The 22,080-nt window shown below is 42.9% G+C and carries 19 protein-coding genes; 8 read left to right on the forward strand and 11 right to left on the reverse strand.

Going from position 1 to position 22,080, the window contains the following annotated elements; all coding sequences use genetic code 11:
* Positions 1-3: 3 nt before the first annotated feature.
* A complete protein-coding gene (locus ACO1R6_RS07540) occupies positions 4-2,742 on the reverse strand; it encodes a lectin-like domain-containing protein (protein WP_486263570.1) in 2,739 nt (912 codons plus the stop codon).
* A 592-nt stretch (positions 2,743-3,334) separates the two neighbouring features.
* Positions 3,335-4,984: an adenine deaminase gene (ade, locus tag ACO1R6_RS07545; protein ID WP_486263571.1), complete on the reverse strand. Its 1,650-nt coding sequence runs from the start codon at positions 4,982-4,984 to the stop codon at positions 3,335-3,337.
* A gap of 315 nt (positions 4,985-5,299) precedes the next feature.
* On the opposite strand from ade, the gene ACO1R6_RS07550 reads away from it, so the two are divergent.
* The 5 genes from ACO1R6_RS07550 to ACO1R6_RS07570 all read left to right on the forward strand — a co-directional run bounded on the left by ACO1R6_RS07550 (position 5,300) and on the right by ACO1R6_RS07570 (position 9,678).
* A complete protein-coding gene (locus ACO1R6_RS07550) occupies positions 5,300-5,860 on the forward strand; it encodes an HNH endonuclease (RefSeq protein ID WP_486263573.1) in 561 nt (186 codons plus the stop codon).
* Positions 5,861-6,287: 427 nt separating this feature from the next.
* Entirely contained in the window at positions 6,288-6,989 is a 702-nt protein-coding gene (gene cmk, locus ACO1R6_RS07555) for a (d)CMP kinase (RefSeq protein ID WP_486263575.1), read from the forward strand.
* Between the two features lie 185 nt (positions 6,990-7,174).
* Positions 7,175-8,071, forward strand: coding sequence for a 4-hydroxy-3-methylbut-2-enyl diphosphate reductase (locus tag ACO1R6_RS07560; RefSeq protein WP_486263577.1), 897 nt, complete (start codon positions 7,175-7,177; stop codon positions 8,069-8,071).
* Between the two features lie 40 nt (positions 8,072-8,111).
* A complete protein-coding gene (locus tag ACO1R6_RS07565) occupies positions 8,112-8,672 on the forward strand; it encodes a DUF502 domain-containing protein (RefSeq protein WP_486263579.1) in 561 nt (186 codons plus the stop codon).
* Positions 8,673-8,868: 196 nt separating this feature from the next.
* Positions 8,869-9,678: an alpha/beta fold hydrolase gene (locus ACO1R6_RS07570; RefSeq protein WP_486263581.1), complete on the forward strand. Its 810-nt coding sequence runs from the start codon at positions 8,869-8,871 to the stop codon at positions 9,676-9,678.
* Positions 9,679-9,701: 23 nt separating this feature from the next.
* Here ACO1R6_RS07570 and ACO1R6_RS07575 read toward each other — a convergent pair whose 3' ends face one another.
* The gene (locus tag ACO1R6_RS07575) at positions 9,702-10,223 is read right to left on the reverse strand and encodes a hypothetical protein (protein WP_486263583.1); all 522 of its coding nucleotides are present in this window, start codon (positions 10,221-10,223) and stop codon (positions 9,702-9,704) included.
* 165 nt (positions 10,224-10,388) lie between these two features.
* On the opposite strand from ACO1R6_RS07575, the gene ACO1R6_RS07580 reads away from it, so the two are divergent.
* Complete coding sequence (locus ACO1R6_RS07580) at positions 10,389-10,871, forward strand: ATP-dependent zinc protease family protein (protein ID WP_486263585.1); 483 nt, start codon at positions 10,389-10,391, stop codon at positions 10,869-10,871.
* On the forward strand, positions 10,868-11,776 hold the full coding sequence (gene rimK / locus ACO1R6_RS07585) for a 30S ribosomal protein S6--L-glutamate ligase (protein ID WP_486263586.1): 909 nt from the start codon (positions 10,868-10,870) through the stop codon (positions 11,774-11,776). The genes ACO1R6_RS07580 and rimK overlap by 4 nt, the downstream gene beginning before the upstream one ends.
* A 319-nt stretch (positions 11,777-12,095) precedes the next feature.
* Here the strand turns inward: rimK and ACO1R6_RS07590 are convergent, their stop codons facing one another.
* The 8 genes from ACO1R6_RS07590 to ACO1R6_RS07625 form a co-directional block, all read right to left on the reverse strand.
* Positions 12,096-12,875 carry an SAM-dependent methyltransferase gene (locus ACO1R6_RS07590; RefSeq protein ID WP_486263588.1) on the reverse strand — a complete coding sequence of 260 codons (780 nt, stop codon included), beginning with the start codon at positions 12,873-12,875 and terminating at the stop codon, positions 12,096-12,098.
* A 64-nt stretch (positions 12,876-12,939) separates the two neighbouring features.
* Complete coding sequence (locus ACO1R6_RS07595) at positions 12,940-13,629, reverse strand: oxidoreductase (protein WP_486263590.1); 690 nt, start codon at positions 13,627-13,629, stop codon at positions 12,940-12,942.
* A 132-nt stretch (positions 13,630-13,761) separates the two neighbouring features.
* Positions 13,762-14,595 (reverse strand): CvfB family protein, encoded by an 834-nt coding sequence (locus ACO1R6_RS07600; protein ID WP_486263592.1) that lies wholly within the window; start codon positions 14,593-14,595, stop codon positions 13,762-13,764.
* A gap of 233 nt (positions 14,596-14,828) precedes the next feature.
* Positions 14,829-16,163: an NAD(P)/FAD-dependent oxidoreductase gene (locus ACO1R6_RS07605; RefSeq protein ID WP_486263594.1), complete on the reverse strand. Its 1,335-nt coding sequence runs from the start codon at positions 16,161-16,163 to the stop codon at positions 14,829-14,831.
* Positions 16,164-16,275: 112 nt separating this feature from the next.
* A complete protein-coding gene (locus tag ACO1R6_RS07610; RefSeq protein ID WP_486263596.1) occupies positions 16,276-16,518 on the reverse strand; it encodes an RNA polymerase sigma factor in 243 nt (80 codons plus the stop codon).
* A gap of 227 nt (positions 16,519-16,745) precedes the next feature.
* Entirely contained in the window at positions 16,746-17,276 is a 531-nt protein-coding gene (locus tag ACO1R6_RS07615; RefSeq protein ID WP_486263598.1) for a hypothetical protein, read from the reverse strand.
* Between the two features lie 139 nt (positions 17,277-17,415).
* Entirely contained in the window at positions 17,416-17,784 is a 369-nt protein-coding gene (locus ACO1R6_RS07620; protein ID WP_486263600.1) for a hypothetical protein, read from the reverse strand.
* A gap of 844 nt (positions 17,785-18,628) precedes the next feature.
* Positions 18,629-20,461 carry a BamA/TamA family outer membrane protein gene (locus ACO1R6_RS07625; protein WP_486263602.1) on the reverse strand — a complete coding sequence of 611 codons (1,833 nt, stop codon included), beginning with the start codon at positions 20,459-20,461 and terminating at the stop codon, positions 18,629-18,631.
* Positions 20,462-20,778: 317 nt separating this feature from the next.
* Between ACO1R6_RS07625 and ACO1R6_RS07630 the strand changes: the two genes are divergently transcribed.
* A complete protein-coding gene (locus tag ACO1R6_RS07630) occupies positions 20,779-22,044 on the forward strand; it encodes a putative DNA modification/repair radical SAM protein (RefSeq protein WP_486263605.1) in 1,266 nt (421 codons plus the stop codon).
* Positions 22,045-22,080 lie beyond the last annotated feature (36 nt).

Consider the following 22,080-nt stretch of genomic DNA (forward strand, 5'->3'; position numbering starts at 1 on the left):
AGCTTATTGAACAATGCTGATTGGGCCGGTTAGTTTCCGGTTTTTATCGAGGGTAATTACATAAAAATAAGTACCTACCGGCAACAGGCTGCCTTGCCAGGTGCCGTTCCAGTTGTTGCGGTAGCCGGTAACATCGTAAATTTTATTGCCCCAGCGGTTAAATATTTCGAGGCGCGCCTGAGGGAACTGTTGAATATTGGTGATTTCCCAAGTATCATTTACCCCATCGCCGTTGGGCGAGATAGCCGTGGGTATCATTAAATCTTGTTTAACCGTAACAATTACCTGGGCTTGTACGGCGCACCCGGCGGCATTGGTACCAGTAACGGTATACGTGGTTGTTTCGGTAGGTCGGGCTGTGGGGCTGGCTATGTTGGGGTTGTTTAAACCCGTTAGTGGTTGCCAGCGGTAAGTTTCGGCTCCGGTCGCTTCCAGAATAGTAGCTTCGCCGGCATTTATGGTTACAGCAGCACTAACCTTTACCTCCGGTAAATCTAACAAAGTAGCCGTTACCGGCACCCGCTCACTTTCGCAGCCATTGCGGGCTATGGATACATAATAATTAGTGTTTATACTTATAGAGGGGGTGGCAAAATTACTATTGGTCTGACCCGGTAAAGGTGTAGTGGCGGTAGCTGAACTGTACCAACGGTATTCGCCGTTTTGGCCGCCGCTGGCGCTAAGGGTTATACTGCCGGAGCCGCACCGGCTGCCGTTGCTTACCACGGGTGGCGCCAAATTGCCCGGAGCAGTAATTTGCACTTGTTCAGTAACCGAGGTAGTTCCGCAGGCATTGGTAGCAGTAATGGTGTAGCTGCCACTTTCAGTAGCGGTAAAGGTATAGCCTTGATTATCCAGTTCCTGGCCATTCCGGAACCATTTATAAGTGATTCCTGCTTCTTCCGGCACCGATAATTTTACGGTTGCGCCCGAACAGGCATTTCCGGCTGAAACCTTTTGTATAGCAAAAGTCTGGGGAGGCGTATTTACCACTACGTTTACGGCTTGCGGACTATTTATTTCCTGGCAACTGTTGCTGATGGTTATGGTGTAAGTGCCGGCCTCATTGGCGGTAAAAGAAGCCGAGTTAGAACCAACCGCAATGCCGTTGCGGAACCATTGGTAATTTGCCTCATTTTGCTGCGCAACCGTTAATACAACCTGGCCACCGGAACAAAAAGTAGTTGGGCTGCCCGCCGTAATAACCGGAGCTGCCAAAACCGGGCGCGGATTAATTACAGTTGCCGCAGATGTAGCTTCGCAACCAGTAGGGGTAATTTGTTTTACGGTATACGAGCCCGGTTCTGTAACCGTAAGCGACGGACCTGTATGCCCATTGCTCCACCGAAAGGTAAATCCGTTTTGGTCAGAAGCAGGTTCATTTTCGGCGGTAAAAGCCAACAAAGTAATACTGCCGCCAGGGCATAATGTATTCGTGCCACTGCTCCGGATTAAAGGCGCTTTTACCTCGGTAATGCTTACCGTAGTTGTTGCGGAGGTGGCCGTGCAGCCATCCGCCGATTTTAAAGTAACGGCATAGTCACCGGGCTGATTTACGGTAATGGCTTGCGTGGTAGCCCCATTGTTCCAGAGGTAGGTATAACCCGGGCGCGCGGTTAAAGTAACCTGTTCGCCCGGGCATAAAGCTGTAGAACCGCTGGCCGTTACAGTAGCTTCGGGTAAAGTTTGGCAGGCAACTGTAACCGTAACGGTAGCCGAGGCACATTTGGAGTAACATTTAGAAGAACTGGCCTCACAAGCCTCATAGGTAAAAGTATCAGTGCCAATAAAACCCACATTGGGGGTATAAATGATATTTTGCCCCACAATTGTTACCCGGCCATTCTGCGGATTATTAGCTACCCGCGAAAGCGCAATGGGTTCACCATCGGTATGCGAATCGTTTTGGGTAACGGCAATGGTAACCGGTTGGCCCGGCAGGGTTGTCGCTACATCGTTTTGAGCTTCCGGTTTGCTTTCCGGATCTAACAGGCAAATGGTTTGCTCGTTCGATAAGCCGCCGGTAGAACCCGTAAAGCCATAGTAAACGGAGCTTTGGCCGCCAAATACTTCATTTATTATATCGCCGGTATGGTTAAACCGCAGTTGATCGTTAAAATACAGCTTTAATTCTTGGGTGGCGGGGTTCCAGGAAATCCGGTAGCTCTGGCATTGGTTATTTTCTACATCCGGATTGGTGGGGTTAAGCCAAACGGGCGGGAATTGTGGTTGTGATACCTGACCATTGTATACCACTGTGCTATGGTCGGCCGGAATATCACCGTAGTCAAATCCTTGGTTGTATTCGTCGTTGTTGTTATCGTACGTATCAAATTCAATGGCCACCGACGGTACAATAGGAGGGGTATTCGGAAATTCAGCGGCCACTCCGTAACCTAAGCCGCCCGCTACAGCACCGGTCGCATTAAAGCCCCGTGGGTCGTTATGAAACAAAAAAGAGATGCCGTCGGCACCGCTATCATTTTTGGTGCCTAAATACAAAATAAAATTTAACTCAAAAGGCTCGCGCAAATCAATTTTGTTTTGCCACCAGATAGAACCGTAGCGGTTTAGCCGGTCTTCGGTAATTTTAAAGCACTTATCTGAAATTTTAACAGCGTCTCCTTTTCTTACAAATTGGGCTTGGCTAAATAAAGGTAGTAAAACCCCGGCTAAAATCAGGGTTAAATATAAATTTAACTTTAAATAAATTTTTATTGGTTCCGGTGTAAAATTTATCATAGTTAAAAGGATGAGTTATTTATTGGACAAAATGAATTTGCAGGTATTTTGTTATTGTAATGATTAAAATTAAATGTGCAATAAAATCGCTTTATTATGGTCTGTTTTACTCTATTATGCCAGGTAATTACAATTTAGTGTCAAGCTTGAATTTGAAATAAATTGCATTGTTAAATAATTCGGCTTGAAAATAGGTAAATATTTTAATATTTATATAATTGGATGGAATAAATATTTTTTGGATAATTTAAATAGGAGTGTTGTTTTGTATAAGAGTTTGCCCAGAATAGCTTGTGTGTGATTAAAATTATATTTTAAAGAAGGTCCAAAATATTAGGTTGGAAGCCAGTAGATTACTAAATAGGTGAGATAATGGAGAAAAGCTTAGATGCTGGCAGCCATAAATTTTGGCAAATAATTATTCCGAAAATTTAAAGGATAGATTACTGCCACTGCTCTAGGCTATCTCCGGCAGTTTTTTAAAACTGCCGGGGTATACTAATATAAGTTAGTTTTGAGGCATTACTAGGCAGCAACTAAATACCAGTTGGTACTAGGGCGGATGGTTTAAGTTTTCTGGTGTATGACCACTTTATTTATAAACAGCTGGCGTAAACGTAAAGTCATGTCCATTAAATAAACCTTGGTCGCTGAGTTTAAGCGCCGGAATAACCAATAAAGCCATAAATGATAAAGTCATGAACGGCGAAGCCAGGGTGCAACCCTGTTGTTTGGCCTGGGCATCCAGTTCGCTATAAGCTTTCGCTACGGCATACCCATCGGCCGCCGACATAATACCGGCAACTGGCAGGGGCAATATTTTTTCTTCGGTTGGGCTTACCGTCGCAATTCCTCCTTTGGCGGCTATCAGCAGGTTTACAGCCCGGCATAACGATTCGTCGTCGGTACCCACGGCAATTATATTGTGCGAGTCATGGCCGACCGAAGAGGCAATGGCACCTTCTTGCAGGTTAAAATTATGAATAAAAGCCAAGGCAGGTGCGGCATCCTGGTACCGGTTTACCACGGCCATTTTTAAAACATCCTGTGCTACATCGGCCACAATTTCATCGTTTACAATTTTGGCTGGTACGGCTTTGTTGCCGGTAATCAACTGGCCGTCGTAAGCCTCAATTACTTGTAGCATAGCAGTAGTTCCGGGTGCCGGCACCCGGAACTGGGCAGGGGTTTTAGGACTGGTATTAAAATTATTAATTACTTCACTCTTAACCGAAGCAATGCGGGTTTCGCCATTTTCGGCAACTAAAAAGCCGTTAATATAGGTTTGGCGTACTTTAAAATCATCTAAGTTATCAACTAAAATAAAATCGGCCGGATCGTTTGGGCGCAGTAAACCTACTTCTAAATCGTAGTGCAACACCGGGTTTACACAGGCGGCTCTTAATACTTTAAATAAATCAATGCCCTTGGCCAGCGCTCTTTTCACGAGCAAATTAATATGGCCTTCTACCAAATTATCGGGGTGTTTATCGTCGGAGCAAAGCATTATTTGATTTGGGTAGTCGGGGAGCAGGCCAATAAGGGCTTCAAAATTACGGGCGGCGCTGCCTTCCCGGATTAATATTTTCATGCCGCAGGCTAATTTATCCAGGGCTTCTTCGGCGGTAAAACATTCGTGGTCGGTAGTAATGCCCGCGTCGCAATATTGGCGGGCTTGTTCGCCGCGCAGGCCCGGAGCGTGCCCATCTACTTGTTTGCCAAATTTTTGCGCCAGGGTAATTTTTTGTTCAACCACCGGATCGCCGTTTAACACGCCCGGCCAGTTCATCATTTCGGCCAGATATTTTATTTCACTCCGCTGGAATAAATCTTCAATGTCTTCGGGCGATATTTCGGCGCCGGCTGTTTCAAAAGGAGTGGCCGGTACGCAGGAGGGTGCGCCAAAATAAAATTTAAATGGTACCTGCCGCCCGTTTTCCAGCATGTATTCTACGCCCTTTAAGCCCAGTACATTACCAATTTCATGCGGGTCCGATACGGTGGCTACCGTACCGTGCACCACCGCCAGCCGGGCAAACTCAGCCGGTACCAACATGGAGCTTTCTATGTGCACGTGCGCATCAATAAAGCCGGGCATAATATAGCCGGTTTCTGCTGTTGGTTCGGGTGTAATAGTGGCAATTTTACCGTTTACTACCGCTATGGTGCCTTCAAATATTTGCTGTTGCAGCACGTCAACAATTTTTCCGCTTATTTTAAAGTCTTTGGGGTAGGCCGGCATGTGTAAGCTTCTTTTGGTTTGATAAAGTAAAATAAATAAAACTGTTCTTCTTTCGCCAATTGTTCTTACCACGGGTCAGGTTGGTACTTACACTTGGCAGGAGAGTAGCACCAGCACCTTTTGTGTAATTATAACAAAATCAAAAATATAACCCGGTTTTGTTGGCTTAAATTAAACTTTCAAGTATTTAAAAAATGGTAATTCGTTCATACGGTAAGGCAAAGCCAAGCGTTTGAATAGGTTGGTTTTTACGTTTATCTGTTTTTAACGATTGCTTAATCTTAATTAAGTTTGGGGCTTAATACATGATTTTGCATGCCAGTAGCCGAACCCGGAGAAGAGAATTTTGAGGCAGAGAAAATGATTTCTTACGTTTTGCCGTTTAAGGCCGTTAAGTTAAAGCACGCCTGGCAGCAGCGGGTTTTATTTTTCGACCCAAGTTCTATTTACCAACGTTTAGCGATAAATAAACATAAACGCTTGCAAAGTCATTTAAAGTTTCCGGATATGTTTCCGGACCGGCAGGATGGTTTTTGCTCGTGTGGATGTGGTGCCGCCTTAACCGGCCGCCGGAAACGCTGGGCTAGTAACGATTGCAGCAGCTTTGCCCTAGATGTATGGCGCATTATTGACGGCCAACCCGGTACGTTTGAATATTACGTGGCAAAATACCACGGCAAAAAATGTGCAGTTTGCCGGTCGCGCCGCCAGCTTAAAGTAGACCACGTGGTGCCGGTTAAAAATGGCGGCGGCGGGTGCTGGCTGTCTAATTTTCAGTTGCTTTGCCACCCCTGCCACGTACAAAAAACCAATTTAGATTTTGGCTGGAAAAGAGCCAATGCCGCCGTAATGGATACCGGAATGACTGTCGGCTAATATCCGGAATTTAAATAAAAAATCTTTAATATTCTTTTCGGCGCATTAGTAGCAATAATAGTTAAATGGTTTTCGTATTTTTGAGGCGGGAAAAGGTTAACTAATTTCAGGAACTGTAAGTGCCGCCCGCCATGTTTAAACATATCTGCTGCCACGCCTTACCGGTTGGTTTAAGATATAAGCATGTTTAGGCTGTATACCTGCATGGTTAGCAGTTCCTCGAAAAATAAATTAAATGATTTTAAGAAAATTAGTTTGGGTTTGTATGCTGCTGCTGTTTTTGGGTGGTAGCACCATAGAAATGGCCTGCAGTCCAAAGCCTAGCCTGTCGAAAAAAACCAAGACCTACCAACGGAAAATGCGTAAGGGAAAACCGGTACCTTGTCCGTGCAACGAAAAATAAAGTAAAAACCCGGTAGCCTTATATATGAAAAAAATAGTAGTGGCCATAGACGGATATTCTTCGTGTGGTAAAAGTACTACTGCCAAATTGGTAGCTAAAGAATTACATTACGCCTATATAGATACAGGAGCCATGTATAGGGCGGTTACCCTTTATTTTTTAGAACATTATATTGATTTTACCAACCCCAAAAAAATTGCCCAGGCCCTGCAGGACATACATATTACGTTTGAACGCAATGCCCGGACCCAACGCAACGAAGTTTTCCTGAATGGCCTGAACGTGGAAGACGAAATTAGAAAGATGTATATTTCTAATGCTGTAAGTGAGGTAAGCGTAATACCCGAAGTAAGGCATTGCATGGTGAAGCAACAGCAAAAAATGGGCAAAAAAAGGGGCGTAGTAATGGATGGCCGCGATATTGGCACCACGGTTTTTCCGGATGCTGAGGTAAAAATATTCATGACAGCCGATGTGTATACCCGGGCCCAGCGCCGGCAACAGGAATTGCTGGAGAAAGGCGAAATGGTACCCATCGATGATATTATTCAGAACCTGCAAAAACGCGATTTAATTGACTCTACCCGGAAAGAAAGCCCGTTAATTCAGGCACCGGATGCCGCTTTGCTGGATACTTCTTATATAACCATCGACGAGCAGGTTGATTTTGTGCTGGAGCGTGTTGCGGCCAAATTATTTCAGGAAGAATTTTATTTATCGAGTTAAGCAGCCACGGCGGCATTTTATCTCCGGCAATATTTATGAATTCTGACCTGATATTGAAAAGTATAAATAAAAGATTAAAGCAGAAGTATTTTTAGCGATTGCATTAAATTTAATAAATGGCTTAATCTTTGAAATGGTAATTCCGGGGATATTTAATGTTCTGAAAACGCGTTTGAATTAAAAAAATGACCATAACCATAGATAAAAATTCGGGCTATTGCTTTGGGGTAGAGTTTGCCATCCAGATGGCCGAAGACGAGATGGAGCAGGCACCGGAATTATATTGCCTGGGTGATATTGTGCACAACAGCATGGAAGTGCAGCGGTTATACCAGAAAGGCTTGCGTATTATCGACCGGGAGCAGTTAAAACAATTACGCGATTGTAAAGTATTGATTCGGGCCCACGGTGAACCGCCCGAAACCTACCAATTGGCCCTGGAAAATAACCTGGAACTGATAGATGCCTCTTGCCCGGTAGTTTTAAAATTACAGAACCGGGTAAAACACGCGTATGATGACATCATGACTTTAAATGGCCAGATAGTAATTTACGGGCAACAAGGCCACGCCGAAGTGATTGGCATTGCCGGCCAAACCCACGACCAGGCCATTATTGTTACTTCTGAAGCCGACCTGGATAAAATTGATTTTTCCCGGCCCGTTACCCTTTTTAGCCAAACCACCAAAAGCACCAAAGGCTTTTATAAAATTAAGGCTTTAATGGAAGAACGAATAGTACAGGCACAAGGCAGCTTGGCAAATTTTGATGCCAACGACAGCATTTGCCGGCAGGTATCTAACCGGGAGCCCCAGCTTACCCGTTTTGCCGCCGAGCACGACGTAATTATTTTTGTTAGCGGTAAAAAAAGTTCTAACGGTAAAGCGTTGTATAGCGTTTGCAAGCAGGTAAATGTCCAAAGTTATTTCGTCGAAAACGAAGAAGAACTGGAGCCAGAATGGTTCCGGCACGCCCAAAGCGTAGGTATTTGCGGTGCTACCTCTACCCCTATGTGGCTCATGCAACAAGTAGCCGATAGCATACAGCACCTGAGTCAAGCGGTGCTGGAACCGGTGGTTTAATTTTAAACTGCTGCTGGCTATTGTTAATAGCCAAACTTATATGATGAAACGTTTATTCCGATACTTTTTGAATGGGTTCCTGATCATGGCGCCCATTTCTCTTACCATCTACATCATTCTGGCCCTGTTAAATTGGCTCGATGATTTTTTTGACCTGGATATTGCCGGCTACCACATTCCTGGCTTGGGTATTCTGGTCATTATTCTGTTACTTACCCTAATCGGCTTTATTGGTTCTTCATTTTTAGTGAGGCCATTTTTTATTTTAACCGAGCGCATTTTTATTAGGGTACCCATTGTCAGCCTTATTTATTCGGCTATAAAAGATTTGTTCGATGCTTTTGTGGGCGATAACCAAAAATTTAACCGCCCGGTACTCGTAAAAATGCAGAACGAACCGCCGCTGCACCGTATTGGTTTTGTAACGCAGGACAGTCTGGCTTCCATAAACTTCGACGATAAAATGGCGGTTTACTTCCCTGATTCCTATAATTTCTCGGGTAAACTCTGGGTAGTACCCAAAGAAAACGTTACTTACCTGGAACTCCCCAGCAGCGAAGTTATGAAATTTGTGGTTTCGGGTGGCGTTTCTAAATTGTAAGGGTTGGTTTACATTAATTAGTTATTGATTGTTGGGTTATAAATTTTGTGGAATACACTTTAGCGAAAATTATTCAAGCATTTACCAAATTAATAGCAATAATTTCCTAGGAAAATCGAGATAAAACCGGGTGTTTTTTCTGAAAAACAGAACCCGGTTCTGCCAAACCAGTATTCACTAACAACTAACAACTAACTTGCCTTTTATTCAGCACCAAAATACCAAATTGCATTACCAAACCTACGGGCAAGGTGCGCACATTGTGTTGGCGTTTCATGGGTATGGGCAGGAGAGTAGCCATTTTCAAATAATTGCCGAAGCTTTGCGGCCAGAGTGCACCATTTATGCTTTTGATTTATTTTTCCACGGCAAAAGCAAATTACCTAAAGCTAAATGGCCGTTGCAGAAAAATTATTTATGTGAGCTAATTGGATTGTTGCTGAAAGAAAAAGATATAGGGCGGTTTTCGGTAATGGCTTTTAGCATGGGCGGCAAGTTTGCTTTAACTTTAATCGAAGGTTTTGCGGCCCAAATAGAACGGGTTTTACTTGTAGCCCCCGATGGCATTAAAACCAATTTCTGGTACAGCATGGCAACTTACCCGGGTTGGTTGCAAGGGTTATTTAAGCGTACTGTTTTAAAACCGGTGCCTTTTTTTAAATTTGTAAAGCTCCTCGACCGGTACAAACTGGTAGATAAAGGTTTGCTGCGGTTTGCCAACTGGCAAATGGAAAGTACGCCCAAGCGCCTCCGGATTTATAAAAGTTGGGTGGGTTTTAGCCAGCTAAATTTCGATATCCGGAAAATTGTAGCCTTGCTCAACCAGCACCAGATTCAGGTATTTTTATTTTTGGGCGAGTTCGATAAAGTTATTCCGCAACGCAGTTTGCAGGTGTTTGTGAAAGCTTTGCAAAATGGCCATTTGGTTTTGCTAAAAACCGGACACACCTTTTTATTGCACGATGTAGCCAGCTACTTACGTAAGCACCGCGAAATATTCCGGTAAAATCTTATTGGTTAGACAAGCAGCTAAGGTTTTAAGGCCATTCGCTGAAATAGAAAATACCGGTTGTTTAGTTTAGCCGTTTCCAGCAATATTTGCACCGCTTGGTTTTCTTTATTCGTAAGCGTTATGGTAATTGGCTGCACCATTGGGCTTGTGGGCGAGCCTTTGCCTACTTTGGTTTCGGTTATTTCTACGTTGGCCCAGTTAATGGTGCGGGAAATTCCCTGCTGCATAATTTCCTGGTAATTATTTTTTAAGCCATTTTTAATATCAGTAGTCGTACTTTTTTCCAGTAAAGCTTTTACATCTTCCGAACTGCTTTTTTTCAGCTGCCCCAAAGTTTGGTCGTCGAGGATAATGGCGTTCAGGTCTTCAAAATTATTATTCTGAATAGCCAGTAATACCATCCGGGCTAATTCGGCAGGGTCGGCAGCCCCTTTTTGGGCCACCCGTAAGTATTCTGTGCCGGTGGTAGTGGTAAATGGCAAGGCCATAACTGCCCGGGAAATTAATAATATGATTATGAAGGCGGTAAGTTTTTTCATGCTAATTTTCAAAAACAGATTTGGGCAAATGGATGCTAATCCCGTAAAAGAACCAGGACACCCGTATTTATACGGTATTTCTTTACGAAAGTAAGGCCATAAGAAAATTGTTTAAAATCAAGATAAGGTGTAGTACCTTTTTTAAGTTTAACTTTGGCTCCAGGTATGGCAGCAGAAAACAAAAAAATTATTGGGCGGCGCGAGTTGGTAAGTTTCCCGTTATTAAAACTCTTTAACATAGAAGCCAAAATAGATACCGGCGCTTTTACTTCGGCTATTCACTGTACCGATATTACTGAAATTACCCGGCCCGATGGCACCAAAGCTATCCGTTGCCGGTTACTGGATCCCTCGCATCCGCTATACCACCAGCAGGTTTTTGAGTTTGAGGAGTTTAGCTTGCGCGATGTTAAAAGTTCTTTTGGGCAGGTACAGGAGCGGTACGTTATTCGCACCCAAATTCAGTTTTTTGAAGAAATATTAGAAGCTGATTTTTCGCTTTCGAACAGAAGCGATTTAAAATACCCGGTGTTAATTGGGCGGGCTATTTTACAAAATAATTTTGTAGTAGATGTTTCTAAAAAAGAAGTAGCCCGTAAGCAAAAAATTAAAACCAGAAATCAATTAAGAAAAAATAAAAAGTTATGAAAATAGCAATTCTGTCCCGGAACCCAAAATTGTATTCTACCCAGCGGTTGGTAGAGGCAGCGCAGGCGCGGGGGCACGAAGTGGTGGTAGTGGATCATTTAAAATGTGATTTGATTATTGAAGCGGGCAAACCGGCTATTATGTACAAAGGCGCTTTACTAACCGATTTTGACGCGGTTATTCCGCGGATTGGGGCTTCTGTAACTTTTTACGGTACAGCGGTGGTGCGGCAGTTCGAAATGATGAAAGTAAAAAGTGCGGTAGGGTCGCAGGCTATTGTGCGTTCGCGCGATAAGCTGCGTTGTATGCAAAATTTGTCGCGGGCAGGGTTAGGTATGCCCAAAACAGCCTTTACCAATTATTCTAAAGATAGCAAACAACTGGTAAATGAAGTAGGTGGCGCCCCTTTGGTTATTAAATTATTGGAAGGTACCCAAGGCCTGGGCGTTGTGCTGGCCGAAACCAAAAAAGCCGCCGAATCGGTTATTGAAGCTTTTCATAATTTAAAAGCCCGCATTATTGTGCAGGAATTTATCTCCGAATCGAAGGGAGCTGATATCCGGGCTTTTATTGTAAACGGCGAGGTAATTGGGGCCATGAAACGCCAAGGAAAAGAAGGTGAATTTCGGTCTAATTTGCACCGTGGCGGCACGGGCATGCTCATAAAACTAACCCGCGCCGAAAAAGCAGCCGCCTTATTGGCCGCCAAAACCTTAGACCTGGCTGTGGCCGGCGTAGACATGCTGCAATCTAACCGCGGACCACTAATTTTAGAAGTAAACTCTTCGCCGGGTCTGGAAGGTATAGAAAAAGCCACCAACGTAGATATTGCGAGTAAAATAATTGAATACACCGAAAAACTGGTGCTGAAAAAGAAAAAGCCTAAGCAAAACAGTAAAGCCTAAACAGCTTAATCAACATCAATATTCTTTCATCGGGCTGGCGCAATCAGCCCGTTTTTTAGCCGATATACTACCAATAATAAATTTGGTAGTGCATTTAATTTAATGCGCTCGCCAGCGTCTCGCTGGTGAGGTTTTCTGCCTGCCTCTGGCCGTTATAAACTTGTCAATTAAATAATAGCGGCTAAGGGCCGGGAAAAGAAGACAAAGGCGAGGACGCCCGCGTCATATACCACCGGGTGTTTATTTTCCTTAAGCGCAGAACATTAAGTAATTATAATCCCGTGGTGTCGCGCAATGAACTTAAATAAGTCTGTAACGGCTATTTATAAGATTGCAGGTAAACTTCTTTGCTGGTACGTTGGGCGATTAATCGGAAGAAGGAAATAAGGCCTTGGGTATCTTTTTTAAGGGCCGTAGAAAACGGATCTTTTTTGCCGGGCTGCGTAGCATCTTTTATGTATTCTTCCCGGATAACTGCGGCGGCGGGTAATATGTCGGCTGCTTTAATCTGTACCAAGCCGGTTTTTTCCCAGAGTTTGCGCCACCAGGCCACGGAGTGTACATAGTACCAATATTTGGTATAATCTTTTCGTAAAAAGGCCGGCACCTGCTGTAAGGTTTCTATTTCTTCCGTAAAGCACACATCTACAATGGCCAGGTAACCATCGGGTTTAAGAAACTGGCAAATATAGGGCAGGTATTTTTCGTCGGTGCCAAAGTAAGTGTAAGAATCAACCACAATAACGGCATCAAAAAACTCATCGGCAAAAGGCAAATTCCGGGCATCGGCTTGTAAAGGAAAAACCTGGTTATCGCAACCGGCTTCCAGAATGCGCTGGTAATTTTCGGCCGGCGATACGGCTTCGTCTACGGCCCAAACCTGTACTTTATATTCTTTCGCTAAAAATATAGCGCTTATAGCCTGACCACAACCCAAATCTAACACCCGCATGCCTGGCTTTAAAGCCATTACAGACGTTAAACTTTCCAGGTTAAAGAGCACGTTTTCGCCCATTGAATGTTTGCGCACCCAATCCTGATCGTACTTAACGGCACGGGGAAATATAGATTTAAGCCGCACGGGCGGATAGTTTTGCATGTGTTTTACCTAATAGAAAGTATAAATAAGTAATTCTGAAAAGCAGATTTTGGGCAAAACAGCGTTAGAGGCCGGCGGCCGTGAACAAAATAGCATCTTCTTTCAGTTCTTTGGAAGGATGTACGTGTACCCCGGCCATTTCCTGACTAGCGGCGTACAGCATGGCTTTGGCTACATCTTCGGCGGCAACGGCTTTGTATTTGCGGAGCGGGCCTCTAAACAAGAAATCTAAATTTTGCATAAACACCGAAGCCATATTTTCGCCGAGGCGTTTTTCCGGACGCGGGCCCAGCAGCAAAGAAGGCTGAAAAATATGTAAACTCCGGAAAGGTAATATTTTCAGGGCTTCTTGCATTTCGCCTTTCACCCGGCTGTAAAATACTTTCGATCTGGCATCGGCGCCCAAAGCCGAAACAGCTAAAAACTGGTTGGCCCCATTAGTCGCTGCTATTTGGGCCAACTGCACCACGTAGGTATAATCTACCTTGTAAAAGTTTTCTTTAGAGCCGGCCTGTTTAATGGTAGTGCCCAGGGTACAGTATACGTCGTCGGCTACGAGGCTATGCTTATAGTTATCTAGCTTATTAAAATCAATAACCAACTGCCGGAGGCGGGGATGCTGCATGGGCAATGGTTTGCGGCCAATGGCAATTACTTTGCTGTATAAATTACTCTGAAGTAATAAGCGCAGGCAAAAACTGCCTACCAATCCACTGGCTCCCGCTATCAGAGCTGTTTTATCCGAAGAAACCATAAATAATAGTTAGTAAATACGGCCACGAGGTGGGGCCGTAAATTTGGTTAAGTATTAAATAGTATTTTTATACTATTTAACTTTCTATATGGTTTCCGGTTTAAGTCTGGCAATCAGGATTTATAAATATATTTACTCAGTGGCTAGCGTAATGGCTCCCGGGAGTAGTTGTACGGTACCATTGCGGTACAAATTACCAATGGCTTTTTTAAACGTTTTTTTACTCATACCCAGGGTGGCATAAATTTCATCCGGCGAGCTGTTGTCCGATAGGGGCAGGGTACCGCCCGCAGCCTGCAATTTTTGTAATATCTGGCTGGCAGCATCGGGAACTTCGGCGTAACCGGCTTTTTGCAGGCTCACGTCAATTTTTTGGTCTTCGCGTATTTTACGGATGTAACCAGGTAATTTATCGCCCAGGTCTAAAGGCCGGAATACTTCGTTTTTGTAAAGCATGCCTATGTACGCATTGTTAATAATTACTTTATAGCCCAGGTCGGTATATTCGGCTACAAGCAAATTTACCTCATCGCCTTCCGCTAAATTCTCGGGTTCTTTGTTTAAAAACTTTTCGTATTTAGCTGTAGCTACAATTCGGTCCGAGTTTTCGTCGAGGTACACATAAACTAAATATTTATACCCCGGCCGCATTTTATCGCGCTGGTTATTGAACGGTACAAATAAATCTTTTTCTAAGCCCCAGTCCAGGAAAGACCCGTAATTACTCGTTTGTTTTACTTCTAAAACGGCAAAATCGCCTACTTTGGCTTTGGGTTGCAGGGTAGTGGCAATAATGCGGTCTTCTGAATCGCGGTATACAAATACCCGCAAGGTGTCGCCTACCCGGTAATCTTCAGGCAAATATTTTTGTGGTAGCAATATCTCGCCGTCTTCCGAATCGAGGTAAACGCCAAAATCAACTTGTTTAATTATTTCCAGTTCGTTGTAATCGCCCAGGGCTACCATAGTATTCTGCTTATATTTTCTTCAAAACTACGTAAAAGTTTGGGCTGGTGGTTAAAGCTCCGGTAATTTAATAAATATTGCCTTAAACCTCAATTATCGCTGCCCGGTAGTTGTTTTGTTATCTAACTAAATAATTGATTAACCCTAACTCTATAAATCAGTCCGAATTTATCCCATACATATCCGTTTTAAACTTAGCGGCACCAGATTAAAATTTTTTGATATCTGCTTTATTAAATAATAGCTTTCTCAGCGACGGCTTCTTCTACCGGCTTATTTTCGTGGGTTTCGCCCATAATTAGCCGGATGCCTTTATCGAAGCTAAAGTAACTCCAGCCCCAGTTCAGGAGCACTACCAAGCGGTTACGGAAACCAATTACCGAAATTAAGTGGATAAACATCCAGATAAACCAGGCCAGAATACCCTGGGTGCGGTAATCTTTGTTAAATATTTTCAGGTCGGCTACGGCATGGTTGCGGCCCACGGTAGCCATAGCGCCTTTATCGTCGTAGGAAAAAGCTTCTAATGGGGTTCCTTTTAATAAATGCCCAATATTTTTGGCCAGTAAGCGGCCTTGCTGAATGGCCGGTTGGGCCATTTGCGGATGCCCTTGCGGGTAAGCGTTGGTAACCATAGCCGCAATATCGCCAATGGCAAAAATATTAGTATAGCCAGTTACCTGGTTGTGTACATTAACTAAATACCGGTTTCCTTTGGCGATACTTTCGGGCTGGATACCCGCTACGGGTGCGCCGGTAACGCCCGCGGCCCAAATTAAAGTCCGGCTAATAATGGTTTCGCCGGTATCAAGCGTAACGGTGTAGCCGTCGTAAAACTTTACTTTGCGGTTTAGCCAGATTTTAACGCCAAAGTCATCCAGAAACTGATAAGCTTTTTCCGACGCTTCCTTGGACATGCCTTTGAGTAGTTCCGAGCCGCTCTGAATTAGATGAATATCCATTTTAATAAAGTCCAGCTCTTTGTAATCTTTCGGGAAAACGTGCTTACGCAATTCGCTTAAAGCACCCGCCAGCTCTACCCCGGTGGGCCCGCCGCCCACAATTACGTAATCCATCAGCGAGTTTAGCTGCTCTTCGTCTTCTATTTGCAGGGCTTTTTCGAAATTGCTGAGTACGGTGTTGCGAAGCGCCAACGCATCCTGAATATTTTTCATGGAAATGGCTTTTCGCTCCATTTCTTTATCGCCGTAAAAATTAGTGGTGGCCCCGGTGGCTATTACCAGAAAATCGTAGCGCAACAACCCGATAGACGTAATTACCATTTGATTGGCTGTGTCTACCGACTCTACTTCGGCCATCCGGAAGTAAAAATTTTTTTGCGTTTCAAATATTTTCCGGAACGGGTACACAATAGAATCGGCTTCTACGCCGGCGGTGCTTACCTGGTACAACAGCGGCTGAAACGTATGAAAATTTTGCTTATCGATGAGTACAACCTGTACATCTACGTTTTTTAACGATTTGGCCAGCTCTAATCCGGCAAAACCACCGCCAATTATTACAACCCTTTTTTGGCCGGTTTCTTCTATTTTAGCACAATTTGCCATATAGTTCTGGTGCGTTTATTTTTTATCCGCACAGTACTTATAAGAATTTAGCCCGCTTTTGGTTGTATAAAATACCATTAAACCTGTTTTGTGTTAGATCGCGCCATTGTGTTTACCATATCTTTTTTCCTTTCTTGGCTTTTAGTTTGCCTAAACATAAATTTTTGCAAATGCACATGGCGTAAGCCTCCACGCTGTTGTAGGTGCTTAATTTGTGCTGGCTTGTCCAGAGTTTAAGAAAAACATCCTGCAAAATGTCTTCTGCTTCTTCTTTGTTCTGAAGCATACCTTTTGCCAGCCGATACAGCTTTTGTTTAGCCGGAAGTACCTTTTCTTTAAACGCTAGTAAGTCCATTCATATACCAAGACGGCAGAAGGGAATAAACATTACAGCCGAAAAAGAATTTTTTTAAATTTATTTAGATGAGATGGTTATCGGTTGATAATGAAAGCTAAATAGTTTTGTTTTTTGGTTTGGAGGAGGGAGTCTGATTGTTCTTTTAATATTATTTTAAAAGTTTTAACAAGGTGAATTTTGGTTAACATATTGTTTAACATAAATTCACTTATAGGCCAACGTAGCTATTGAATAAATTTGTTTGTGCTATCGGGCTTTGAGCTAAATTCTTTAAAGCGCCATACTTCATTATTTAACTGCGTAATTTTTTTATTTGGCCCTTCTGCTTCCCGGTACCTCCTGGTAAGCGCAAACGAAGTATCATTGAGAATATTCCCCTCCTCAATATAAGCCCTCAAGGGAGGCTCAGAGGGGTTCCATCGTTCCAGCCAAATAGTACTGCCATCAACTTTAAATGAACCCCATTGGTATTTATGTTTTTTCATAATGGATTGCCATTTGGCAGTTTTAAAATCAGCTTCATGTTGATTAAGCTCATTGGCAGGGAAGGTTCCTCCATGTAATACTGTACCGTTGGCATATAAAAAATGAACAGTTATATAGTTGTTGAGAAGCCTATAATAATAACCATTAATCCTAAGTTGGTTGCTCGTGAAAGGCATTTTCTGAATAGAAAGTTTATCATCTTCTCCAATGATTTTTTTACAACTACCTATAGCTATCAGCAAAACCGTCAATAGAATCAAACGTCTCATGCTACTTAACATTAAAACCCTTTCTTTTCCCTCTTATTTTAAAGTTTGTGCTAACGGTTGAGCTTTGCGGTGGCGTAGCTACCGTAAAGGTGTGGTTGGGCGAAGTAATTTATAAGTTAATTCCATGCTAATAATCTTGTTATTCATTTTTAAACTGTCGTTGTTTAATATCTTTTATTATAGCTAAAATTAAAATAATCAAAAATGGTAAAATCATCAAGAACAGAAAACCATCATCCTCATTTGATCTAAATTTAGATTCTTCAATACCCTTTCCTTGGCTATATAGGAGGACTATAAATGCTAAACAAATTATATAGGTAAGCGCGCTTAAAATAATAGATTTACCTTTATTGCGCCTCTGTATGAAATAGGGAATGGCAGCTATTCCATACCAAGGAGATACAATTATCAAATCTATTATCAGTCCGAAAATTTGCTCTCCTTTATTCTGACTAAAAGCTAATTTAGGTAAAAGTAGCAAGCTTACTAGCAGTCCAATTGTCAACTGCTTATGTCGTATGTTTTTAATATTTAACAATTTAAAATTTATTTATTACGCCCAACTACCGGCTAAACGGAGTTCGTTCCGGTTATTACGCCTTTGGGTGGAAGTTTTAAAGTGGTTTACTTTTCTTCTTTGGCTAATTTAACAAATATTTTCTTATTTCCCAGTGGTCGGTGGGGCCGGAGCTGGCCCGGGTAATTGACCCGCTGCCGGCACCAGGCACTACCTTTCTTTCCCCTTTCCTAAAATATAACAAAAGCCAGAAAACTACCTCTATTTAACATAATACCAGTTATCGAAGAAAGTGCCCCTACAGTAAATTGGGCGAAGCTTTTTGTAAGGTGTTTTCTGGTGCTTTTATTATAAATCAAAAAATGCACTTTCTCTTGTAGCATCTGCCTTTTTAAAGAAGAATTAAATTAAAGGCTTGTTTTTTTGTATAATAATCTGCTTTGCAATTATTTAATAAATATAAAAATTATTTTAGCATCGTTTATGCTTATTTTATTTAGCAAGGTTTCTGCTGGCTAGGCATAAGTGCCAATAATTCCTTTTTCCGAAGTTCACTTCCAGACACGTCGGCTCGGTTGTTTATTCGGGCGGTAAATTTTTCGTTTCTTCTTTAGAATGGAGTGTATCTCACCGCCAAAAATTTCAAAAGGTTTGCTGGCTTAATTTGTTGTTTTCGGCACTTAGCTGCCGTTTATTTATTTGTACTTAAGATTCTGATTAAGGAATAGCCTGGAAAGTAGGGAAGGGGGTTAAATTTAATTCTGGTAAATAGAATTAAAATTCACTTTAGTTTAAACCGGGTTTCAAAAATAAGTATCCTGCTAACTGCTAACTACCGGAAATCTGAGATAATGGGCTGGGAGAAGCGGAAATCATTAAAATCGTAATACGGGCGGGTAGAGTTAAAATTACGAATGGGGGTGGAGCCCTGCGGATAATAGCCCAACAAAACCTGGATGGTGTTAAAGGCCATATATTCGTTCCGGAAACGGAACCCAAAACCGTAACCTTGATAAGGTGTATTGCTTAAAGGGTTGCTATTATTACCATCCGAAAGCCAGGCAATATCGGCAAAGCTTACCAGGGCTAACCGGAAACCTAAAAAAGAAAAGGGGGTAAAGAGGCTGTTTTCGTAGTTAAACACAATCCGGCGGGTACCACGTTCGGGTGCTCGAAACCCCCTGACGCCTTCTTGCCGGTTAATATTTAAAAGATTTTCGCCGTATTTGCGGTTAATGCCGTACGTAGCGCGGTTCCAGAAAAAATGCCGCCATTGCCAGGTGCCAATGGTCATGAGTTTGGTAAAATACAGTATTTCGGTCGATAGCTTGCCTTGTTCCCACTTTTTGCCCCGCAGGTAAGTATCGTATTGCACATCTACGTACAGGTAACCAAAATTAACCCCGTACTTGCCAAAAGCAAATTTACTTGCAAAATATTTACGGTTATACAGGGCGCCGTTTTCGTAGCCAGCCGACAAAGAAAATAAATTGCCAGCGGGCACGTCTTCGGTACGCCCAAAGCCAAATAAATACTGATCGCGGTAATATTTCCGGTAGCTATAACCCAAACCACCTATAAATAAAGTATTTCGCTGGTAATCTTCGTTCGGCGAATTGGCGTAATCGGTGGCTACAATGCGGCCGGCAGTAATAATACGACCCGGATTTTCGTAGCCCAGGTTATACGATTTTAGTTTAAAAGCTTTGCCCAACCATAAATCCTGCCGGTTGTACTCCAGGTTCATGCGGCGGCGGGTACCATCGGGGTTGCGTACGTAAATAGGGTGTTGCAACCAACTAAGGCTGGCCGCCCCGGCATATTTGGTATTGGCCGTATAAAAATCGCGGAACAAGTTTAATGTGCGTTGCTGGTAATTTACTTCGTTCCGGTAAATAAACTGGCCTGTAGTAAATGTTTTGTAAATATTCTCAATGGTGTAACTGCCGGAGTACATCCAGGTACGCCGTTCGGGACTGTTGTTTATTAAAGAGTCTATGCCAAACGTATACAGGTTCCGGAACTGGTGGCCCTGGCCCAGAAAATTAATTTCGTTTAAACCTATACGGCCAAAAGCCCGGCTGGCATTATACGATCCCGAACCGCTTAAACTAAATACATCTTTGGTAATAATAACAATATCTACGCTGTCTGGGGTGGTGGTTTCTTCGTTTACCAATACGCGGGCATCCAGAATATAATCTTTCTGCCGGATTAAACGCTCCGATTCCGATAAATCCAAAGGTTCTAGTTTACCGCCTTGTTTAAACAATAAGGTATTTCTAACGCGGCTGCGGTGGGTTTTTACGTGCAGCGAATTGCCGGCTTTTTCGGCAAAGTTACGCGGTACGCGGGTGGTATCGTTTATAGAGTATCCAAAACTATTCAGGGTTTTAATATCTATGCGGCGTACTACTTTAAAATTATGCTTTTCGTAAGCATTGTTGAGTAAAATCGGATTTTTATAAGTAATAGTGGTTTTGCGGTCGAAACGGAACAGCATTTTAATGGTCCGGCCCATAATGGTTTTCTGTTTCGAAAGATTCTTCAGGTTTTCCAGAATGCGCTCCGATCCGGTCAGCGTTTTAATGGAATCGGCCACCGGGTCGGCGCCCAGCCTAAGCGAATCGGGCGGAACGGCAACTACCTGGGCCTGCAACGACATAGGTAAATAACTTCCTATCAGCAGAAAGCAGAAAGTTAAAAATACCCTTCTAAACCAATTCATAAAATATTAATCCATTCCGCCTCTATTAAATTGCAACAACTGCGGATTAAACACAAATATGATGATTTTGCTATAGTTTACCTAATAAGCTGCAGCCACAAAATCATCTTACAATAAACGAAAATCGTGCTAATTTCTTTCAAGGAGTAAATACCAATACTAAAAAAAATTTTTAGCTAAAAATAAAAGCATAAACTAAAAAAATTAGTTTAAAATAGTTGTTTATCTGGGTTTTTTCTGCTAATATTACCCTCATGAATGACAAAGTTCAGGATAAACTAAAAATATTAGCGGATGCGGCCAAGTACGATGTCTCCTGCTCATCGAGCGGTGGCAAACGGAAGAATCTGAACAAAGGCATTGGCAATGCCGAAGGAATGGGTATTTGCCACAGTTACACCGAAGATGGCCGCTGCGTATCCTTGCTAAAAATATTGCTGACCAACTATTGCATTTTCGATTGTGCTTACTGCGTAACACGCCGCAGCAACGATATTAAACGTGCCGCTTTCACTATTGATGAAGTAGTTAACCTGACCCTGAATTTTTATCGCCGCAATTATATAGAAGGTTTATTTCTGAGTTCGGGCATTTTTAAAGACAGCGATTATACCATGGAGCGCCTGGTGCGCATTGCTAAAAAATTACGCCAAGAGCATAAATTTAATGGTTATATTCATTTAAAAACTATTCCGGGGGCCAGTCCGGAGTTAATTAAAGAAGCAGGTTTGTACGCCGACCGGCTGAGCGTAAATATTGAATTGCCGTCGGAATTAAGTTTACAGAATCTGGCGCCCGAAAAAAATTATACCCAGATTTTGACCCCGATGGCCAATATTAGCCGCGAACTGGTGCAAAATCAGGAAGAGAAAAAGCTGTTTAGGCTGGCACCCAGTTTTGCCCCGGCCGGACAAAGTACCCAATTAATTGTGGGTGCTTCCGCCGAAAACGACCGGCAAATATTGCAGCTATCGAACCAACTGTACCAAAGCTATAAATTAAAACGGGTGTATTACTCGGGCTACGTGCCCATATCTACCGATAGCCGTTTACCCACGCGGGCTACGCCGCCCATTATCCGGGAAAACCGGATTTACCAGGCCGATTGGCTCTTGCGTTTTTATGGCTTTGACGTGAATGAGTTGGTAGATGAATTTTACCCGAACCTGGATTTGGCCATAGACCCCAAGTTGGCCTGGGCATTACGCAACCGGGCTTTTTTTCCGGTAGAAATTAACCACGCCGATTACGAACTGATATTACGTGTACCCGGTATTGGCGTTAAATCGGCGAAAAAAATTGTTTCGGCCCGCCGATTTACGCCGCTGCATTTTGATCATTTACAAAAAATTGGAGTGGTTCTGAAAAGGGCCAAATATTTTATTACCTGCAATGGCCAAAGTTTAAGCCGGAAAGATTATTCCGAAGAAATAATCCGGCGCAAAATCTTATTCGGTGATAATTCTTACCGCAACGACCTGGTAAAGCAACAGCTTAATTTATTCCAGGAAGTAGGGTAGAACGGCAAATCTTTAAAAATGTTTTAGAGTATAAAG

It is taken from the genome of Adhaeribacter sp. (assembly GCF_057359045.1).

What these genes read in the sequence shown, in the direction of transcription:
- ACO1R6_RS07575 (WP_486263583.1), bottom strand. Translation starts at nt 10,223, where the DNA reads ATGAAAAAACTTACCGCCTTCATAATCATATTATTAATTTCCCGGGCA.
- ACO1R6_RS07560 (WP_486263577.1), top strand. Translation starts at nt 7,175, where the DNA reads ATGACCATAACCATAGATAAAAATTCGGGCTATTGCTTTGGGGTAGAG.
- rimK (WP_486263586.1), top strand. Translation starts at nt 10,868, where the DNA reads ATGAAAATAGCAATTCTGTCCCGGAACCCAAAATTGTATTCTACCCAG.
- ACO1R6_RS07595 (WP_486263590.1), bottom strand. Translation starts at nt 13,629, where the DNA reads ATGGTTTCTTCGGATAAAACAGCTCTGATAGCGGGAGCCAGTGGATTG.
- ACO1R6_RS07615 (WP_486263598.1), bottom strand. Translation starts at nt 17,276, where the DNA reads ATGAGACGTTTGATTCTATTGACGGTTTTGCTGATAGCTATAGGTAGT.
- ACO1R6_RS07590 (WP_486263588.1), bottom strand. Translation starts at nt 12,875, where the DNA reads ATGCAAAACTATCCGCCCGTGCGGCTTAAATCTATATTTCCCCGTGCC.
- cmk (WP_486263575.1), top strand. Translation starts at nt 6,288, where the DNA reads ATGAAAAAAATAGTAGTGGCCATAGACGGATATTCTTCGTGTGGTAAA.
- ACO1R6_RS07540 (WP_486263570.1), bottom strand. Translation starts at nt 2,742, where the DNA reads ATGATAAATTTTACACCGGAACCAATAAAAATTTATTTAAAGTTAAAT.
- ACO1R6_RS07580 (WP_486263585.1), top strand. Translation starts at nt 10,389, where the DNA reads ATGGCAGCAGAAAACAAAAAAATTATTGGGCGGCGCGAGTTGGTAAGT.
- ACO1R6_RS07630 (WP_486263605.1), top strand. Translation starts at nt 20,779, where the DNA reads ATGAATGACAAAGTTCAGGATAAACTAAAAATATTAGCGGATGCGGCC.
- ACO1R6_RS07550 (WP_486263573.1), top strand. Translation starts at nt 5,300, where the DNA reads ATGCCAGTAGCCGAACCCGGAGAAGAGAATTTTGAGGCAGAGAAAATG.
- ACO1R6_RS07565 (WP_486263579.1), top strand. Translation starts at nt 8,112, where the DNA reads ATGATGAAACGTTTATTCCGATACTTTTTGAATGGGTTCCTGATCATG.
- ACO1R6_RS07625 (WP_486263602.1), bottom strand. Translation starts at nt 20,461, where the DNA reads ATGTCGTTGCAGGCCCAGGTAGTTGCCGTTCCGCCCGATTCGCTTAGG.
- ade (WP_486263571.1), bottom strand. Translation starts at nt 4,984, where the DNA reads ATGCCGGCCTACCCCAAAGACTTTAAAATAAGCGGAAAAATTGTTGAC.
- ACO1R6_RS07610 (WP_486263596.1), bottom strand. Translation starts at nt 16,518, where the DNA reads ATGGACTTACTAGCGTTTAAAGAAAAGGTACTTCCGGCTAAACAAAAG.
- ACO1R6_RS07600 (WP_486263592.1), bottom strand. Translation starts at nt 14,595, where the DNA reads ATGGTAGCCCTGGGCGATTACAACGAACTGGAAATAATTAAACAAGTT.
- ACO1R6_RS07605 (WP_486263594.1), bottom strand. Translation starts at nt 16,163, where the DNA reads ATGGCAAATTGTGCTAAAATAGAAGAAACCGGCCAAAAAAGGGTTGTA.